Origin of the sequence: Mesorhizobium sp. M0166 (genome assembly GCF_040322255.1) — a bacterium.
Classification (GTDB): Bacteria; Pseudomonadota; Alphaproteobacteria; order Rhizobiales; family Rhizobiaceae; genus Mesorhizobium.
On the sequence record NZ_JAMYTD010000038.1, the window covers coordinates 14,518 to 31,915 of the forward strand.

Sequence of the window (17,398 nt, forward strand, 5' to 3'; positions counted from 1 at the left end):
GAGGTGCGACTAGGAACGGCGTTCCGAGACGCGACGGCTCTCGCGCCTCTTTCCTGAGTTCGACGTGATCTTGTCGTGATCGCAATTTTTTGGGCAGGCGGACGCACCCGAGCAATCTTGCCCCGAATTCGCCCCGAATTGAAGATCAGTACTGACACCGTGACAGCATAGCCGTTTTTCAACCAGGGGAGAAAACGAAGTCGCTGATGATCCAGGACAGAACCACGGTTGGAGTCGTGGTCCCCATGTTCAATGCGGAGCAAACCATTTGCTCCACCCTGACCAGCATCTGCCGGCAAACCTATCAGGCACTGGATATTATTGTGGTGGACGATGGTTCCGCGGACAAGTCCGCATCGATCGTGGCCGCCTATGCCGAGAAAGATCGACGTGTACGGCTCATAAGACAGTCGAATGGTGGCGTTGCGCACGCTCGCAACCGCGGCGCGGCCTCCACCGACGCGGAATTTCTGGCGTTTGTCGACGCTGATGATCTTTGGGCCCCATCGAAAATCGAACTGCAATTGCGCGCCCTGCGCGAAGGCGGCTCTTCGGCGGGATTGGCCTACTGCTGGTTTGCACACATCGACCAGGATGGTCGGGTATTTTCGCTCCGCCATCAGCCCGACGCCCAAGGTCAGGTACTCCAGCGCATGTGCAGACAAAACGTGGTCGGCAACGGAAGTTCGGTGCTTTTACGTCGCTCCGCATTCGAGCGAGTGGGGCAATTTGATCCGTCCTTGCGAGCTAGGAATGCGCAAGGCTGCGAGGACCTTCTGCTGTGCCTCAGAATAGCGGAAAATTATGAGTTCCGCCTCGTGCCGCAGCATCTTGTCGGTTACCGGATGACGAACGTCAACATGTCGAGCGATGTCATGCAGATGCTTCGTTCCTGCGAAATCGTCCTTGCCGAATTTCGTGAAAGATACCCGTCATTCGGGGGCGATTTCGATGCCCATCTGGTCGACATGATCCATTGGCTTGCCACAAGAGCTTTGATTGAGGGACGGTTTTTCGCTGCAGGCGAGCTGCTGAGGAGACTCTTTGTGATGGAACCAGGCGTTGCGATCTCCCGCCTGCCCAATATGCTGGAAGAATACTGCAGGGGCCGACTGGTTCCTCGATGGCTCAAAAAGAGCGTGCGACGAATGCGAAACGACAAGAGCGAATTTCGACCCCTCTATAGCGAAATGAGCTGGTGAAGATGCCTTTGACGCCGAACCGGCGCGCAAATCTGGCGAATGCAGAACTCTACAGGCTGTTTGGCCCGGATGGCTGCACAGGTATACGTCACGTGGATCTAGACACCCAGGTCGCACCCGAGGATTGCGATCCCGGCATGATCGTGGTGTGGCGCGACGGGCTTCCAGTCGGGCATCTGCTCAAAGGGAGCGACGGTGAGTGCCGCATTACCCCGATCAAGGCTGCTGCGGCCCCAAGGCTTACCCCACAGGTTCTGAACCTGCCGCGCGCCAGCGTGGTCATATGCACGCGCGACAGGCCGAACGAGTTGCGGCGCTGCCTCTCGTCGCTTCCACAGCAAAGTGTCCCTCCGGCAGAGATCATCGTGGTCGACAACGCATCGACAGGCAGCGAAACGCGCGAGGTAGCGGTCGCTGCCGGCGCAATATACGTCCGCGAGGATCGACCCGGATTGGATATTGCCCGTAATCGGGGGGCTGAGCGTGCATGCTCGGAAATCGTTGCCTACACTGACGATGACGTTCTGCTTCATCCGCAATGGCTTGAGCAGCTGATCATAGCATTCGACAACCCTTCGATCGGCGCGGTGACTGGCCTTGTACTGCCAGCCGAACTTGCCACCGAAGCGCAGCGCTATTTCGAGACGTTCTGGAGCTTCGGGCAAGGCTACATACCCCAATTTTTCCGCGCCGCCGACTTTGCCGCCAGCAAGCACGAGGTGTTCCCGGCCTGGAAAATCGGTGCCGGTGCCAGCATGGCCTTCCGGCGCGAGGTGTTTGACCGCGCGGGGCTGTTTGACGAGCGCCTCGACGTCGGCCAGGCTGGATGTTCGGGCGACTCCGAATATTGGTATCGGCTTCTCGCCAACGGATATGATTGCCGGTACCAGCCCACCTCCGTCGCATTCCATTTCCACAGGCGGACGATGGAAGGCCTGGCCAGGCAAATCTATTTCTACATGCGCGGTCACTCGGCCGCGTTGCTCGTCCAGCATGAACGGACTGGCGTGAAGGCGAATTTGAGACAGGCTTTCAAATGGAAGCCGCTTTGGTACCTGGGCAGAGTTCGCAGAAGGTTGTTTGGACGCAGGACCGCCGAGGATCGTTTCCTTTGGCATGAAATCGCCGGCTACGCCTCAGGAATCCTGTTCTACCTCCGAACCAAGCGCAGGTAGGGCGACGTGGCGGACAATCCCTGGGTTTCAATCGTGGTGCCCGCGCGGAACGCGGAGCTGACGCTGGCACAAGCACTCGACTGTCTCCTCGGTCAGGATATCACTGATTGGGAGGCGATCATCGTCGACGATGGCTCGAGTGACGGCACCGCCGCAATCATCGCCAGTTATGTCGAGCGCGATCCCCGATTTCGCACGCTGAGTTCTTCTGCCCATAGCGCCGCCGGCGCGCGCAATCAGGGGCTCTCTTCAGCGCGCGGACGCTGGCTGATGTTCCTGGACGCGGACGATTGGGTGGACGCCAGCTTTCTGGCGAAAATGCTGGCCGTGTTGGAAGCCTCGCCCGATTCAGTAGCTGCCTATTGCGGTTCTCGCCGGGTGATGCCCGATGGTGCACTTACCCCACCGAGCAGTGCGCCCGAGGTCGCAATCCAGCCTTTCGAGACATTCGCGCGCCGCTGCGCCATCCGCACTCACGCGTTGCTAATCGATCGCGCGACAATTACCGAGTTGGGCGGCTTCGACGTTTCGTTGCGCACCTGCGAGGATTGGGATTTGTGGCAGCGCGTCGCGCGTTTAGGCAAACGCTGGGTGATGGTGGACGAGCCGCTCGCTTTCTATCGGAACAGCCCCGGCTCGCTCACCCGCAATTCGACGCAAATGCTGGCAGACGCGGAAATCGTTATCGCTCGCGGCTTTTCCGCCGATCCCAGGGTCAAGCACCCGGCATCCGCTCACGCCAATGGAGCGATTTCGGCGCACGGCGGAACCGCTTCCGAAGCACTCGCGTGGTTCGTGTTGTGGAACGCCGCATCAGATTGCGGCAGTGGCGGCGGGTCGATCGAGCCGCAGACGCTGCGCGCGCTCCCGGCCAGATTTGAATGGGCCCGTGAAATCGCAAAGGTGGTCTTCGACGGTCTGATGGTAGGGAGTTTTGCGGCGCCGCAGCAATTGGCTGCGAGATGGGAAAGGTTCGGCGGTCCCCTCACCGATCTGATCGCTGAACTCGCCAAGATCTGGAGAGATCCGGTTGCGGGTCGTCGCGTACAATATCATCTCGAGCAAATGCTTCTCGACTTCGACAATCTCGCCGCTCCACGCAGACTGGCGCGGACGCTCGGGATTCGCGTCGATGCCCGAAATCCGACCTCAACCGACCTGCCTGAAGGGATCGATCAAATCTATGCTTATTTGATGGTGGATGGCCGGATCGAGGCTCTCGTCCAGTTCGGCGTACTCGGGACAGTGACAAAGCGTCACTGGATTGAACTGCTACTGAATGTAATGCCTGCCCAAGCGGTCACACGCGATCTCTCCGGATTTAAGCGCATGGCATTCCGCTTCTGGAAGGGTGCCGCGCGGCTTGCGAGCCGGTCGCCTTCGCTACCCCTGCAACAGGACGCAGGAACCGGCAAGACAGATATGTTGGCTGCACAGGCCATGATGCGAATAGCTGGACGCCGGTCTGATCGGGACAGCCACTTCGGCAAACTCGCGGGATTGGCAGCGGAAGCGCAACGTCTGGTGCGGTCGAGCGCCGAAACTAAAGAGCCTCTTGCAGCGCCGCGGCGTGCGCAGGCGGACGGTGGCCGGGACAAGGATCGCAAGTCGTTCTGGGATCGCTATTTTGCGACCGAAGATCCCTGGAACTACAGTTCACCCTACGAGCAGGAAAAATATGAGCGGCAGCTCGAAATTCTGCCGGCCGGTCCCATCGGGCGAGCGCTTGAGCTGGCCTGCGCGGAGGGCCACTTCACGCGGCAGTTGGCCCGGCGAGTGGGTCATCTAACCGCAACCGACATCTCTGCCGTAGCCGTCGAACGCGCGCGTGAGCGGTGCAGGGACCAACCGAACGTCGAGTTCGGCGTACTGGATTTCGCCGCCGATACCCTGCCGGGTGCCATGGATCTGATCGTTTGCTCGGAAGTGCTCTATTTCCTGGACGATCTCGCCGAATTGCGGCGCGTCGCCACAAAACTGGTGCAGGCGCTGGTCCCCGGTGGCAGCTTCGTCACCGCGCATGCATTCGTGCTTCGTGACAATATGGAACGAACGGGCTTTGATTGGGACCACAAATTCGGAGCGAAACTGATCTCGGAGACGCTGGCTGCGACCGAAGGCATTGTCCTCGAGCGATCGATCCAAACCGAGCTCTATCGCATTGACCGCTTCCGCCGCCTGTCGCCGCAGGATGTGTCGATGGAAGCGAGGATCGATGAGGTCCCAATCCAGGCGCCAATCGAGACGGAGGTCGCGCGGAAGATCGTCTGGGGCGGGGCGCGGGCCTTGCGCCGCGACGTCGCACGCAGCGAGCGCCGGGAGCGTATCCCTGTCCTCATGTATCACGGCGTCGCCTATGAAGGTCCGGCCGCGCTCGCCCGCTATCGGGTTGCACCCGCTATGTTCGACAGCCAAATGGTGTGGTTGCGCGCCAACGGCTTCCACGCGATCATGTCAGAGCAGCTGAAATGGTTCATCGCCAACCGTCACCCTTTCGTGGGCCGCCCGGTGCTCATCACGTTCGATGACGGATTCCAGAACTTTGCCGACCATGCCTGGCCGACCTTGCGCGCCAACGACCTGACCGCGGAAGTGTTCCTGGTAACGGATCTAGTGGGTGTGAGCGCGCAGTGGGATGCCGACAGAGGTCCGCCGGCACCACTCATGGATGCCCGGACCGTGGGACGCCTTGCCGCCGAAGGCGCGTTCTTCGGAAGTCATCTGGCAACGCATCGTGCGATCGATGGTCTTTCGAGCTCCGAGCTGGCCTCTGAGTTGCTGCGCTCGCGTATGTTCGTGGAGCGGTGGACCGGTCGGCCAACCACGGCGTTCGCGGCACCCTTCTCTGTCACCGACCGACGGCTTGGCAGGCTGGCCAAGGAGTGCGGCTATCGAATCGGCTTCGGGGGCAGATACGGGCCGGCGGACCTCGATTGCGATCCCATCGACCTTCCCCGCATCGAGGTGCGCGGGGATCGCTCGCTCGACGACTTTGTTGCGATGGTGGAGGCCGTCCTCGAATGAACGGCAAACTCGTCAGTGTCATTATCCCGGCTCACAATGCCCAAGATACAATTGACGAGACGCTCCGCAGCGTCCGCTCGCAGTCTCACCGCGCGCTCGAGATTATTGTCGTCGACGATGGCTCGCGCGACCAGACTGTCACCATCGCCCGACATCACATGGAGGCCGACCCGCGTGTGCGGCTGATCGAGCAGGAAAACGCTGGCGTGGCTGCTGCCCGCAATACGGGTTGGCAAGCGGCGCGGTCTGATCTGATTGCATTTGTCGATGCCGACGATCTGTGGGCGCCGACGAAGATTGAGCGGCAACTGGCTGTGTTCGATCGGGCGGACGAGAAAGTGGGGCTCGTCTACTGCTGGTATCTGGTCATCGATGCGCAGGGCGCGGTAACGGATGATCAACATCGCCCAAACTGGCGGGGCGATGTACTTGAACGTCTGTTCCATGGCAATTTTGTTGGCAACGGCAGCGCTGCCTTGGTGCGCCGGCAGGCGCTGATCGACGCAGAAGGTTTCGAGGGCCGGCTGCGAGAGGCCGGCGCGCAGGGTTGTGAGGACATCCTCTTCTACTGTCGCGTCGCGGAAACATATCAGTTCGAAGTCGTCGAAGAGCCGCTGGTCGGGTATCGCTACCTACCGGGGAATATGTCGAGCAACATGACACGAATGCTGCGCTCCTGGATGCTTGTGGTGGACGAGATGCTCGCCCGCCACCCCAATGCGGCTTCCACGCTGCGCCAAGGTCTGCATTTCTATTCGGCCTGGCTCCTGGAGCGGACGTTGCGCCAGAGGCGCCTAAGGTATGTGCTGCCGATCCTGTCGTTGCTGCTTCGCCGTCATCCCGCTATCGCCATGCGGATAATCGCCGTGGATTTGCCCTTGATCGGGGCGCATTTGGCCAAGCGCGTCGCGACGAAGTTGGTGCGCGCTCGCCTGCCTGTCCGGCCGCGGCTGACCGTACGGTTCCCTATTGGGGAAGTGAAATGACCGACGAGAACGGGGCCATACGCCGCGGTGCGGTCCGTGCTTCGTTGCGCGATCTTTCGCACCTGCTTCGCATCGTTGGCAAGCCGCGCTGGGCGACACCCGCGCTGCTCGCGGTAGGCTTTCTGTCGTCATTGGCCGAGACGCTCGGCATCACCCTGATTCTGCTGTTCCTCTATCTGGTGTCCAGCCGGATCACGGAGGCTGGAAATGGCCTTCAGGGTCGAATGCTGGGCATGGCCGTAGCCTGGTTCGGTAGTCCTACCCGGCTCGCCTTCGCGATCCTCCTGCTCATCCTCGCGCGTGGAGCACTGGCTCTGCTGTATTCGTTGATAAGCTCCAGTATCGGTGAACGGATCAGCGAGCGCGTGCGCAACCTCGTGCACGAACAATATCTCAGGGTCTCCTTTGGATACATCCAGCGGCACGAGCAATCGCAGCTGATGGAGGTGCTCGGGACCGAATCGTGGCTGGTTGCGCAAGCCTATGGCGCGGTAACACGGCTCATCATCAACAGCTGCTCTATCTTCGTGTTCGCCGTCTTTCTGCTCACGATCTCCTGGAAGATCTTGCTGATCGCAGCCCTTGGCTCGATGGCGATCTCGGCGATCTTGCGCATCTTTTCGCGACCGGCGCGGGACCTGGGACACCGGGTGAAGAAGATCCATCAGTCGCTCGGCGAGCACATGCTCATGACGCTCCAGGCGTTGCGCACCATCCGCGCCTATGGACAGGAGGCGCTTCATCAGCGTCGCTTCGCGCAATCGTCGGCGGCCGCGCGTGACGCATCGCTGTCCATGATTCGCCTTTCGTCGTGGATCGGCCCAATGACCGAAATCGGCTACCTGGGAATGTTGGGCTCCATCGTGCTGGTCTCCGGGTGGTGGCATATCAGCTTCGAGGTGACGCTGGCCGCCGTGGCCCTGCTATATCGGCTGCAGCCGCATACGCAGGAGTTCGAGGGCAATCTGCTGTTTCTGGCGCAGATACAGCCGCAACTGCGCTCAGTCCTGGAGATGGTCCAGTCCGAGGACAAGGAATATCCATCGCAGGGCACCATAGCACTCGGACCTTTGAACGCGAGTATCGTCTTCGAGCACGTGAGCTTTGGGTATGATCAAAATGCGCCGGTGCTCACTGACCTGTCGTTCGAGATTACAGCCGGAGAAACCACGGCGCTGATCGGCGCAAGTGGCGCTGGCAAGACGACGATCGTGAACCTCCTCCTACGGCTATACGAACCGACTTCTGGCGACATCAGGATTGGCGGTGCCCGGCTGCAAGACATCAGGCGGGACGACTGGCTGTCCAAGATCGCCGTAACGGGCCAGGACGTCGACCTCGTCGAGGGCACGGTGACTGAGAACATCCGAATGGCCAAAGCCGATGCGACCGAAGAAGAGATTATTGTCGCTGCCCGCAGTGCCGGCGTCGCGTCGTTTGTCGAGGATCTTCCCGATCGCTACGATACCTGGATCGGGCAGGAGGGGCTGCGATTTTCCGGCGGCCAGCGGCAGCGCATTGGCCTCGCCCGAGCTGTATTGCGCAATCCGGACTTTCTGATCCTGGATGAGGCAATGAACGCACTAGATACCGCGCTCGAGGATCAGGTACGGCGCGCGATTGACAGGCAGCTTGGCAAAAGGACAATTCTGCTGATCACGCATCGCATAGAGACGGCGCGTGAGGCCGCCAATGTTATCTGGATAGAGAACGGCAGGATCAAGAGCCAAGGACCTGCCTCCGTCGTTGTTCCTCAATACCAACGTCGCCAGCATGAAATCATATGTGCATCCGATTCTGAGGATAAAGCACGGTGACCGTACTCTTCTTCTTCAATTGGCCCCAATGCTGAACGTGTCGAGGCGCGGAGCATCTCCATCGACCTGATCCGGCGCGGGCAGTGATTCGGGACCTCGTCGGCCGGGCCGTCGCTGCTCTCTCGACAACGGATAGCCAGGCCAGCAGGTGGCGCGCCTGTCACAATCGGCTACGATACCAAGCCAGCGCGGTCTCGACGATCCTGTCTATTCCGGATTGCTCGGGCACCCAGCCGAGTTCCCGCTGCGCTTTGCCGGCCGCGGCTACCAGCGCTGGCGGGTCACCTGCCCTGCGCGGACCGTAGGCCACAGGAAGGCGCGATCCCGAAGCCCGGCTCACCGCGTCGACCAGCTCCTTCACCGTCGTTCCAGTCCCAGTCCCGAGATTGTAGACGTGAACACCCTTGTCGCGAAGCAGTTTCTCGCCTGCCAGGACGTGAGCCCGAGCGAGATCGGTGACATGGACATAGTCACGCACCGCGGTTCCATCGCGGGTATCGAAGTCGATGCCGTTGATGGTAAAAATCCGGTCCCGCTTGACCGCCGCCTCGATAGCCAGCGGTATGACGTGTGTTTCCGGTTCATGCCATTCACCGATTTCGCCGTCGGGATCGCATCCGGCTGCGTTGAAATAACGGAGCACGACCGCGTCGAGGCCATGGGCATAGGAGAGATTATCCACCATCCGTTCTATGATTAATTTCGACCATCCGTAGGGATTGATGGGCGACTGCGGATGAGTTTCGTCAATCGGAGAGCGGACCGGAACGCCATACGACGCACATGTGCTGGAAAAGATCAGCCTACCGACGCCGGCCTTCAACATTTCCTCGAGCAACACCAGCGACCCGAAACTGTTGTTTCGGTAGTAGAGTCCCGGATGTTCGACAGATTCGCCCACATAGGCATAGGCGGCAAAATGCGCCACCACATCAGGCCGATATTGGCGTAAAGCCGCCGACACGGCCTCGGCGTCGGAAATGTCGCCCTCGACAATCGGCCCCCATTTGACCGCGTCGCGCCAACCGCGCGAGAGATTGTCATACGTGACGACCGACCAACCCGATTCGGCGAAGGCCTTGCAACAGTGTGATCCGATGTAGCCGGCTCCGCCGGTGACCAGGACTGTCTTCATTCGGCAGCGGCAGGCCGTAGATACCCGGACGAAACCAAGCCCTCGAAATAGGCAATGGTCTTGACAAGGCCGTCGCGCAACGTCGTTCTTGGCTTCCAATCGAGCTCACGCAGGGCACTTCCGATATCGGGCTGACGCTGGCTTGGGTCGTCGATGGGCAAAGGCAAAAATCTGATCGTCGACCGGCTTCCCGTGAGTTCGATCACAAGGTTGGCGAGTTCGAGCATCGTGAATTCGACCGGATTGCCGAGATTGATCGGACCGGTAACATCGTCATCCGTTTGCATCATTCGAACCAGACCGTCGATGAGGTCGTCGACATAGCAAAATGAGCGGGTCTGCTGGCCGGTGCCGTACACCGTTATCGGCTCGTTCTGCAGGGCTTGTACGATGAAATTGGAGACAACGCGGCCGTCGTCCGGACGCATCCTCGGGCCATATGTGTTGAATATGCGCGCTACCTTGATTCGCAGCGTGTGCTGCCGCCAATAGTCGAAAAACAGCGTTTCGGCACATCGCTTGCCTTCGTCGTAGCAAGCACGCGGTCCAATCGGGTTCACCCTGCCCCAATAATCCTCGGTCTGCGGGTGAATTTCGGGGTCGCCGTAAACTTCCGACGTGGACGCCTGAAGGATCTTGGCGCGAACCCGCTTGGCGAGCCCCAGCATGTTGATCGCGCCGTGAACGCTGGTCTTGGTCGTCTGGACCGGATCGGACTGGTAGTGAACGGGGCTCGCAGGGCAGGCAAGATTGTAAATCTCATCAACTTCCACATAGAGCGGAAACGTCACATCGTGACGAATGATCTCGAAGGATCTGTTGTTGAGCAAATTCGAGACATTTCTTCGGCTTCCGGTGAAGAAATTGTCCACGCATGCAACCTCGTGGCCTTCGCCAAGCAGCCGCTCACACAAGAACGATCCCAGAAAACCCGCGCCTCCCGTCACCAGAATTCGTTTTGCCCGCTGCATTTCGGCGCCTCCAAGGCAATTTAGCCAACCCTAATCTCTGACCAGATTAGGCCGATTGACCAGCGGCGTGCTTTCAATTTTCGTTACCGACAAGACATTGTCGTCAATGCGAGGATCCCAACTCATTGATTGTCCCGTAGCGGATTGGCACATCCCCAGCTACGCCACGATCGACCGCAATTCGGCTGGAGGTTCGAGACAGCAAGGTCAGAAAAGCTTCCAGGGACGCCGGCCAAACCGGATGAACGGTGGACAGCTTGGTTCCCGGAGTTCCTCCATCACTTCAACGATCGTCGTTTCTGCAAGTAAGTCAGAGGGCTGCCTGAAGACGCGCAGCCTTCGCCTCGGTTCCATCCGAAGTTCGGGGGGCCCGGAGTATCCGTCCGGTCTGGGCCTTGTCGCTGCCGCTATTTGGGCCGGCGGGCGGCAGCGATGGCCTGCAACAGATTGATGCTGTTCACGTCGGGTTGACTTGACGCGGCAACGGCAAGTGCGGCGGCCTCGGCCATTTTCACGACGTCGTCGCTGCTGATCGTTCCGCGCTTTTCCAGCAGATTTACAAGTTCGACAACGAGAAGAAAGGCGTTCACGCCATATCGTTCGGCTTTGAGCTCGAACTCGCCTCGAGCCGATTTCCCCGCGTCTCCTTCAGCCTGTTTGTCCACGTTGGCGTCCTCTCCTATGGCGACAAGCTATCAACACTTAGCACGAATGGTTTGATCCTTCGAACTGACCACACCTTTGGCCAGTTGCCGACTGCCGGACCTCGGCGCCGCGTCGCCGGTGGCAACGCGCATGGCTTTAGCCAAGGATGAGACCTGCCAGCAGTACGGAAAGGACAACGGACGCTACAAGAGCAAGCAGCCCCCATGCCTCCAAGGTTTTATTTTGCGAAAGTTTCATGGGGCGCGCCTCGCTTTTAATTCCTGTTTCGCGGACGAGCTTCATCTCACGCCAGATCGGGCGCGGAGCCGACTTTTGAACGTGAGTAAGCGCTCCTCGGCCCCGAAAAGACCGATGCTGTGCGGGGGTCAGAAGCGCTACCTGTGCGGCGCCCGCCTGCTTTTCGTCGACGCGAGCCATTACAAGAATGACACCCTCTGCAATCTTGGGCTGGCGTGGCGTTTGAGGGAAGCCTGTGAGCGTCTCGACGAGCCCGCCGGCAAAGCCGCCCCATGTCATGCCGATCAAGGCCATGCCGGCCACCTCCGCAAGATCGATGCCCAGAGCTCCAAAAGCGCCAAAGCCGGCCAGCAGACCGGCCGGCCCGCCAACGACGGCGCCGACGCCCGCACCCCGCCAGAGAGTGCTCATCTCATCATCGCAAGCTCCGGCAACACTGATCGGCTCTTGGTTGTCGTTGTAAGAGCCGACGACGCTGATCTGCCGGCGAGGAATCCCGGAGCCTGAAGCCTGCTGACTGCATGTGACGCCTGGGAATAGGTATCGAAGAGCCTGCTGATCGTCTGCATCATCTGGCATCAAGTCGCCCGCCGCCCCTTTGAAGCGGCGGGCTTCTCCCCTCTCCAACGCTAATGTCATTCAACCACTTTGACGACCTTGCGCGTGCGGGGATCAAGGACGACGGTCCGATTGTCGACCACCACGTAGCGGTATTTGGTGTTGGGCACTTTATGCAGCTCTACCGCGTCGGGAACGGTTGAGCCGATATTGAGTTCCACGTCGGAGATTTTCACCGTGCGAGTGGCTGCTTTTTCACATATTCTTTGATGACGGTTTCGTGTTCAGGCTCGATCACCACGTCCCGAGCGGCGGCTGCGCCAACAGCGGCCAGCAGCAATAATCCGGCCGCGGCGGTGGAAAGTTTCAATCCATGATCGTCTCCTTTTCAAACTCCCTTGCGCTGGCAGCAGGTTCCTCACCGCGCTAACCCTCATGGCACTTCCTTCGAACGTTCCTTGACGGAGCCTTAGGTCCCTGAAGTCGTAGGACCCAAGTCTGACCTGCAGGGCGCAATGGGCTAACCCAGGCCTCGAGCGGAACGGCGACTTCTTGTTCCTCGTTAGCGGCTGCGATCTCACGGGAGGAAGTCATGGAAAATAGCGTCCACCAAGCTCGTTGGTTGCTTGCACCGGTTTTCGCCGTCTCCATCACGCTACTGGTGACTGGAATGGCCGCTGGCTGAATGTCCATGACTTCCAACATGACGCTCCAATTGATCGACATCGAATCTGCGCAGCTCAAGTCCCTTCCTGCGCCGATAGAGTCCGCCCGCCAAATCGAGGAATGGCGGGCGGATTCTTATGCGCCAATACGCTGAATGCCGCAGGACTATGAACCGCAAATGAACGATAACAAGAGCTTGAGGTGACGGTCTCGGAGGATCTACTAGCTAGGGCTGGCCAAGACTGCCGGTTCCACCTTCGAGGCCTTCGAGACCGCACAGAACTTCCCCTAGCCAATGACACCAAGGAAAGGGTCAGCTAGGTTGCGCGCGCGGCGGATGTGATTCCGCCTGGCCGGCACCTATCCCCCGCCCTCCCCCGCTCCCGATGGGTGCCGGCCATCCTCCGGCGACGTGAGCCTTGTAGCGCAGCGCACTGCCCCAAATGCACAGGTTCTGACTTACAGTCACGCCCTCGAGGAGAATCCGCCTCCGGTCGCGAGCCGATCGACTGGAAGTCGGTGACAACCTGCCGGTCGAAGATCTCTCCGTGGCGGTCGAGAAGGTCAGCTGGTACGCCCTGCGCTGGAAGACGTAAGGTGTTCTACAAGGTCATGAAGTCCGGGCTGCCGTGCCTAGGAGGCGACGCTCGAGAGCGCCGAGGGGCTGGCGAAGTTCCTCGCTCTCGTCTCGGTGGTCACCTGGCCCATATTCTTCCTCACTATATGGGCGCGCGCCAAAGCGAGACGCCGCGCCAGACGGCATTCTCAGCTTCGCCGAGATCACTGCGGTCGACCGGATCGACGCGTCCCGAACGCGACCGCGCCTCCAACGGCCCACGCTCGCCGCTTACCTGCTGCAAATCGCCATGCTTGGCGGCTATCTCGCCCGCAAAACATGATCCCCCTCCCGGCAACATGGTCGTCTGGCGCGGCATGACCCGCTTGCACGGCATCGCGTTCGGCATCTCCATTGGATCAGGCTATCACGATGTGGGTAATCGAAAGCTTCGCCGGAGGCGTTCCCTTTGGTTCAGAACATGACATCCAATCTTTTAGGCCTACTCATTTGTATGGTTTGGTAGCGCGCTGATCGAGAGCAGAACGAACGTAGTCATTATCGGCCATGGCTCGGGCCAGCGCCTTGGAAAACTGTTGGGCTGCGGGGGCGGAAAGATGATAGCCGTCTGGAAAGTCCGCAGGGGTAAAGGGTATCACCCCCTGAAGATCGATAAGTTCTGCTCCTGCGTTGCGGATCGTATTGCGAAGTTCCTGTGGAAGGGGGTAACGGCGAGGAACGGGGACGGCAACGAACACGAGCTTGTTGCCGTCCTCCACGACCATCCCGATGAAGCGCGCGAGTCGATGATAAGTCACGGGCGGATCAGGAAGGTCGTGTTGGCTCTGGCCCCTAAGAGTTCTGTTGATGACCTGGGCGAGCGTTGTATAGCCGGGGATCAGTGCAAGAACCCTCGTCTGCACGCGTACTCTGTCCGCCCACAATCGGAAAACGCAACTAAGCAGGTATTCAATGCGGTCGCTAGGTGACAGGACATCGTGCGCGAACGCCTCCGGGGCAGAGGAAAGCCCTGCAAACTCGCCACCGAGGCGTTCGACATTGAGCGGCTGATGATCATCCAGGTGACCATACGCAAAGCTAATCACGATTAAATTAAGCTGGGGGTTTTTTGGCTGAATAAAGTTGCGGTATAAGTAGTGCCAATCGACGATCGTTGTATCGTCCGGAAAGATCATGGCAGGGTTAACCCTAGGAAGGTTAGCGCTAGCCAATGTGTCTGCGACAAGATCAGGTTGGATGCTGGCGCGTGTGAGCGAATTTCCAAGAAATAAAACGCGGGGAGGCTCTGCCGTCCTAAGATTTTCAACGATGCCTGGTATTTGCCGGATGTGCCGTACGTCGGCAGATAGCCAAGGCTCACCTAGATAAAGAGAAAACTCTACCGCCGCCAGCAAAAGCAGGACGGCCGCAATCACCTTCGACTCCGTCCTAAAATTGGAAATAAATGAATTCATGGGGGTTCGGTGATGGAAAGAAAATCAACATCAGGATCATGTAAGCGTACACAAGGGCGCGGACTGACCATGATCCCTGCGGAAGTGCGAGAAGGTTCTTCTTACGACGATCGAGCCAGAACTCGAAAAGAAATAGAGGAAGAGTGTAGAAAACCATGAGACCCAGCATGGCGGTTGCGCCAGCCGTGATCCGCCAATCAGTGGCTATGAGATGAAGGAAGGTTCCTACTTGACTTATGTTCTCAGCCCGAAACAGAAGCCAGCCGAAGCATACGAATTGGAACATCAGAACAATTCGCCAGGCACGGCCGAAAGCGGAGACAGGGGCTCTGCCCTCCCAGCCCATGAAACGGTAAATGCAAAGCAGTAATCCATGGAACAAACCCCATAAAACAAAAGTCCAGTTGGCGCCGTGCCAGATGCCGCCCAGAACCATAGTGATCATGAGATTTCGATAAACCATTGGCGTGCTAACCCGGCTACCGCCGAGAGATATGTAGACATAGTCGCGTAGCCATGTGGAAAGGCTGATATGCCAGCGTCGCCAGAAATCGCTGGGCGAGATGGCTAAATAAGGTATCTTGAAATTATCCATCAAGTCGATGCCCATCCACTTGGCGAGACCTTGCGCAATGGAACTGTAGCCGGAGAAGTCCGCATATATCTGCCATGCGAATGCGTACACACCGACGAGACATTCGAGCCCGGTAAGTTGATCGCTCTCACGACCAAAAGTGCTGTTGACCAGCGAGGCCATGTTGTCGCCGACAACAACCTTCTTAAAGAGGCCTAAAAGTATGTAGTACAGGCCGAGGCTGAAGTCGTCAGGACGACTGACGCGCGGCACCTCAAGCTGTTTTAGGAGTCCGCGGCCTAGCTCCTCATGCCCCTTGGCACCGGAGCGCATTATAGGTCCCGCGACCAAGTGCGGGAAAAAGGAGACGTAAAGGGCGAAATTCCAGAAGCTGCTAGCCGGCTTTGCAATGCCACGAGCTATGTCGAAGACATAGCTCATACTCTGGAACGTGTAGAATGATATACCAACGGGAAGAATAACGTTAAGCAAAGGTAGCGATACTGCTATTCCCAACGAAGAAAGAGCCGTATCGAGTTGGTCGGCGAAGAAGTTATAATATTTGAATGTTCCAAGCAGCAACAGGTTAACAAAGACAGAGATCCAGATGTATCGTTGTCTGGGTGGGCCTGCCGGAGCCGCCGCCACAAGATTGCCCAGGCAGAAATCCATGACCGTAGAGAAAGCGATGAGTGGGAGAAATCGCCAATCCCACCAGCCATAGAAAAAGTAGCTTGCGGCGAGGGTAAATAGTCTCTGCCCGCGAAACGGAAGCGCCCAATAAACGGGGATAAATAACGAGAAAAATATCCAGAAGGGCCAGCTATTGAATACCATGGCTTCCCAAAATTAGCTAAGCAGGATCTTCTAAATATTTTAACTTCGAAGGCGCAGAGAACGGCGTGATTTGAAGGCGACGCTTGAGGAGATTGGCGACGCGGGATCACGGCATTCCACGACGGCTCATCCCGTCTTGACGTGACCAAACCCGGTTGCCAGCTATTCATGTGCAAGGTCAGCGACGTGTCGACTAAGGGTGGTTCCAGGAAAGCTGTCTCCCTTGGCAGGTCGGAGGCCCCAGCATGACGATATCGATTGCACCCACTTTCCCGCTGTCTCGCCGGGCGGCTATACGCTGAAATGTGCAGAACATCGGCGAGGCGCGCTTTAGATCAACGTCTAGGCTAAGGCGTGGCCCTAATTTGTCTTCGTTCATTCAAACGACAACGCGCAGGCTGCCTCCGCGAGACGATCCGGTACTGGTGGACCCGTCTGGGCTCGATATTTGCCGCCGAGATCCGGCGCAAGCGGACACAAGGGATGCGCCCCAGGCCACAATGGCAACGGCACGTAGATGCGGGTGTTCGTCAAGATCACTGGACAGACCTACTGCCTTTGGCTGGCTTTCGATCACGAAGACGAGCTCCTTGAAGCGCGCCGAGTTCCTATGGGGCCGCGATGAAGCTCATAGGCTGTGCGACAGGCAGGAGACCGGCCCCTTGGTTGGATAATCGAGCTGAGAACTCACACCAGCCTGCATCGCGCGTTCTCGTCGTCGAAACGTGCATGTGTGCAACAGGCGTTGCCAACTTGGCGCAAGCGCCTGTGCTCGCCGCCTCACGCCTACCACAGAAGCGCGTAACCAAACGTGCGTGAGCGAAGACCCGGCATCATCAGAATGATCGATGAAAAGATTGGGGCGGGGGCGATAAGTGACCCTAATCGTAGCGGAGCAACTCATGTCTTCGGCGTATTTGGGAACACAAGTCGCAGATCAGGATCTAGCGGCGGATTGTCAGACAACGACCTCCGATAATTGGTCAAATGTCCTACAATACGCACTGGATCAGGGTGGTCCCGTGCTGCGCCCATTTCAACGATTGGGCGTCGATTTTACCAACATTGCGGCCTTCGATCACCTGAGAAATGTCGTCCGCCAGTACCCCGACAAGCTGGCAATCAACGACGGCGACAAGGGGCGCCAGGTAGAAATTAACGGTCGACACGTCGAGCCAGCCGAACTCGAACGGCTGCTGCGTTGCGCACCCTCTGTCGCGGATGCCGTGGCAATCGTGACGGCCGCGAATGAGCTTGTCGCCTTTACTGTTTCTCGGCGCTCGGCCGAAGCGACCTTTTCGGACGAGCTTCGCGATCCGGTTGTAGAGTCCCACCTTTCCGCCAATCGTCCCCTTATCGAGAAAGCGGTGGCGAAAACCTATTCGCCAATCGAGTCTCGCAAACTGGAGTACAAGCCATCGACCTGATCTCAACATTCGGCAAAGACGCGCCGGTGCTCGACGCTGGCGCGGAAGTCGATCGCATCGTCCAGATCTTGCGCCAGCAGGTCTTCGGCACG

13 protein-coding genes and 1 pseudogene are annotated in these 17,398 nt (G+C 58.7%); 6 read left to right on the forward strand and 8 right to left on the reverse strand.

Annotated features, from left to right (window positions below; genetic code table 11):
• Positions 1 to 206: 206 nt before the first annotated feature.
• The 5 genes from NKJ46_RS27765 (at position 207) to NKJ46_RS27790 (ending at position 8,204) form a co-directional block, all read left to right on the forward strand.
• Positions 207 to 1,202 carry a glycosyltransferase family 2 protein gene (locus NKJ46_RS27765; RefSeq protein ID WP_352669250.1) on the forward strand — a complete coding sequence of 332 codons (996 nt, stop codon included), beginning with the start codon at positions 207 to 209 and terminating at the stop codon, positions 1,200 to 1,202.
• A gap of 92 nt (positions 1,203 to 1,294) precedes the next feature.
• The gene (locus tag NKJ46_RS27775; protein WP_502903462.1) at positions 1,295 to 2,377 is read left to right on the forward strand and encodes a glycosyltransferase family 2 protein; all 1,083 of its coding nucleotides are present in this window, start codon (positions 1,295 to 1,297) and stop codon (positions 2,375 to 2,377) included.
• A gap of 6 nt (positions 2,378 to 2,383) precedes the next feature.
• Positions 2,384 to 5,401: a trifunctional glycosyltransferase/class I SAM-dependent methyltransferase/polysaccharide deacetylase gene (locus NKJ46_RS27780; protein ID WP_352669255.1), complete on the forward strand. Its 3,018-nt coding sequence runs from the start codon at positions 2,384 to 2,386 to the stop codon at positions 5,399 to 5,401.
• The gene (locus NKJ46_RS27785; RefSeq protein WP_352669258.1) at positions 5,398 to 6,387 is read left to right on the forward strand and encodes a glycosyltransferase family 2 protein; all 990 of its coding nucleotides are present in this window, start codon (positions 5,398 to 5,400) and stop codon (positions 6,385 to 6,387) included. Before NKJ46_RS27780 ends, NKJ46_RS27785 begins: the two co-directional genes overlap by 4 nt.
• Positions 6,384 to 8,204 carry an ABC transporter ATP-binding protein gene (locus NKJ46_RS27790; protein WP_352669261.1) on the forward strand — a complete coding sequence of 607 codons (1,821 nt, stop codon included), beginning with the start codon at positions 6,384 to 6,386 and terminating at the stop codon, positions 8,202 to 8,204. Before NKJ46_RS27785 ends, NKJ46_RS27790 begins: the two co-directional genes overlap by 4 nt.
• Positions 8,205 to 8,364: 160 nt before the next feature.
• Here NKJ46_RS27790 and galE read toward each other — a convergent pair whose 3' ends face one another.
• From galE to NKJ46_RS27830, 8 genes and pseudogenes are all read right to left on the reverse strand, one after another.
• On the reverse strand, positions 8,365 to 9,339 hold the full coding sequence (galE, locus tag NKJ46_RS27795; RefSeq protein ID WP_352669264.1) for a UDP-glucose 4-epimerase GalE: 975 nt from the start codon (positions 9,337 to 9,339) through the stop codon (positions 8,365 to 8,367).
• Positions 9,336 to 10,310 (reverse strand): UDP-glucuronic acid decarboxylase family protein, encoded by a 975-nt coding sequence (locus NKJ46_RS27800; RefSeq protein ID WP_352669267.1) that lies wholly within the window; start codon positions 10,308 to 10,310, stop codon positions 9,336 to 9,338. The genes galE and NKJ46_RS27800 overlap by 4 nt, the downstream gene beginning before the upstream one ends.
• A gap of 407 nt (positions 10,311 to 10,717) precedes the next feature.
• Positions 10,718 to 10,975 carry a hypothetical protein gene (locus NKJ46_RS27805; protein WP_352669270.1) on the reverse strand — a complete coding sequence of 86 codons (258 nt, stop codon included), beginning with the start codon at positions 10,973 to 10,975 and terminating at the stop codon, positions 10,718 to 10,720.
• 136 nt (positions 10,976 to 11,111) lie between these two features.
• Positions 11,112 to 11,852, reverse strand: a complete 741-nt coding sequence (locus NKJ46_RS27810) for a hypothetical protein (RefSeq protein WP_352669272.1) — start codon at positions 11,850 to 11,852, stop codon at positions 11,112 to 11,114.
• Positions 11,849 to 12,141 (reverse strand): annotated as a pseudogene (locus tag NKJ46_RS27815) (DUF1236 domain-containing protein). The gene NKJ46_RS27810 and the pseudogene NKJ46_RS27815 overlap by 4 nt, the downstream one beginning before the upstream one ends.
• Positions 12,142 to 13,156: 1,015 nt before the next feature.
• Entirely contained in the window at positions 13,157 to 13,390 is a 234-nt protein-coding gene (locus tag NKJ46_RS27820; RefSeq protein ID WP_352669275.1) for a hypothetical protein, read from the reverse strand.
• A 109-nt stretch (positions 13,391 to 13,499) separates the two neighbouring features.
• Positions 13,500 to 14,468, reverse strand: coding sequence for a hypothetical protein (locus tag NKJ46_RS27825; RefSeq protein ID WP_352669278.1), 969 nt, complete (start codon positions 14,466 to 14,468; stop codon positions 13,500 to 13,502).
• A complete protein-coding gene (locus NKJ46_RS27830; protein WP_352669280.1) occupies positions 14,443 to 15,879 on the reverse strand; it encodes an MBOAT family O-acyltransferase in 1,437 nt (478 codons plus the stop codon). Before NKJ46_RS27830 ends, NKJ46_RS27825 begins: the two co-directional genes overlap by 26 nt.
• Positions 15,880 to 16,781: 902 nt before the next feature.
• Here NKJ46_RS27830 and NKJ46_RS27835 point away from each other — a divergent pair.
• Positions 16,782 to 17,306 carry a hypothetical protein gene (locus NKJ46_RS27835; RefSeq protein ID WP_352669283.1) on the forward strand — a complete coding sequence of 175 codons (525 nt, stop codon included), beginning with the start codon at positions 16,782 to 16,784 and terminating at the stop codon, positions 17,304 to 17,306.
• The last annotated feature ends 92 nt before the right edge of the window (positions 17,307 to 17,398 follow it).

What these genes read in the sequence shown, in the direction of transcription:
- NKJ46_RS27765 (WP_352669250.1), top strand. Translation starts at nt 207, where the DNA reads ATGATCCAGGACAGAACCACGGTTGGAGTCGTGGTCCCCATGTTCAAT.
- NKJ46_RS27785 (WP_352669258.1), top strand. Translation starts at nt 5,398, where the DNA reads ATGAACGGCAAACTCGTCAGTGTCATTATCCCGGCTCACAATGCCCAA.
- NKJ46_RS27790 (WP_352669261.1), top strand. Translation starts at nt 6,384, where the DNA reads ATGACCGACGAGAACGGGGCCATACGCCGCGGTGCGGTCCGTGCTTCG.
- galE (WP_352669264.1), bottom strand. Translation starts at nt 9,339, where the DNA reads ATGAAGACAGTCCTGGTCACCGGCGGAGCCGGCTACATCGGATCACAC.
- NKJ46_RS27800 (WP_352669267.1), bottom strand. Translation starts at nt 10,310, where the DNA reads ATGCAGCGGGCAAAACGAATTCTGGTGACGGGAGGCGCGGGTTTTCTG.
- NKJ46_RS27810 (WP_352669272.1), bottom strand. Translation starts at nt 11,852, where the DNA reads ATGACATTAGCGTTGGAGAGGGGAGAAGCCCGCCGCTTCAAAGGGGCG.
- NKJ46_RS27820 (WP_352669275.1), bottom strand. Translation starts at nt 13,390, where the DNA reads ATGCCGTGCAAGCGGGTCATGCCGCGCCAGACGACCATGTTGCCGGGA.
- NKJ46_RS27825 (WP_352669278.1), bottom strand. Translation starts at nt 14,468, where the DNA reads ATGAATTCATTTATTTCCAATTTTAGGACGGAGTCGAAGGTGATTGCG.
- NKJ46_RS27830 (WP_352669280.1), bottom strand. Translation starts at nt 15,879, where the DNA reads ATGGTATTCAATAGCTGGCCCTTCTGGATATTTTTCTCGTTATTTATC.
- NKJ46_RS27835 (WP_352669283.1), top strand. Translation starts at nt 16,782, where the DNA reads ATGTCTTCGGCGTATTTGGGAACACAAGTCGCAGATCAGGATCTAGCG.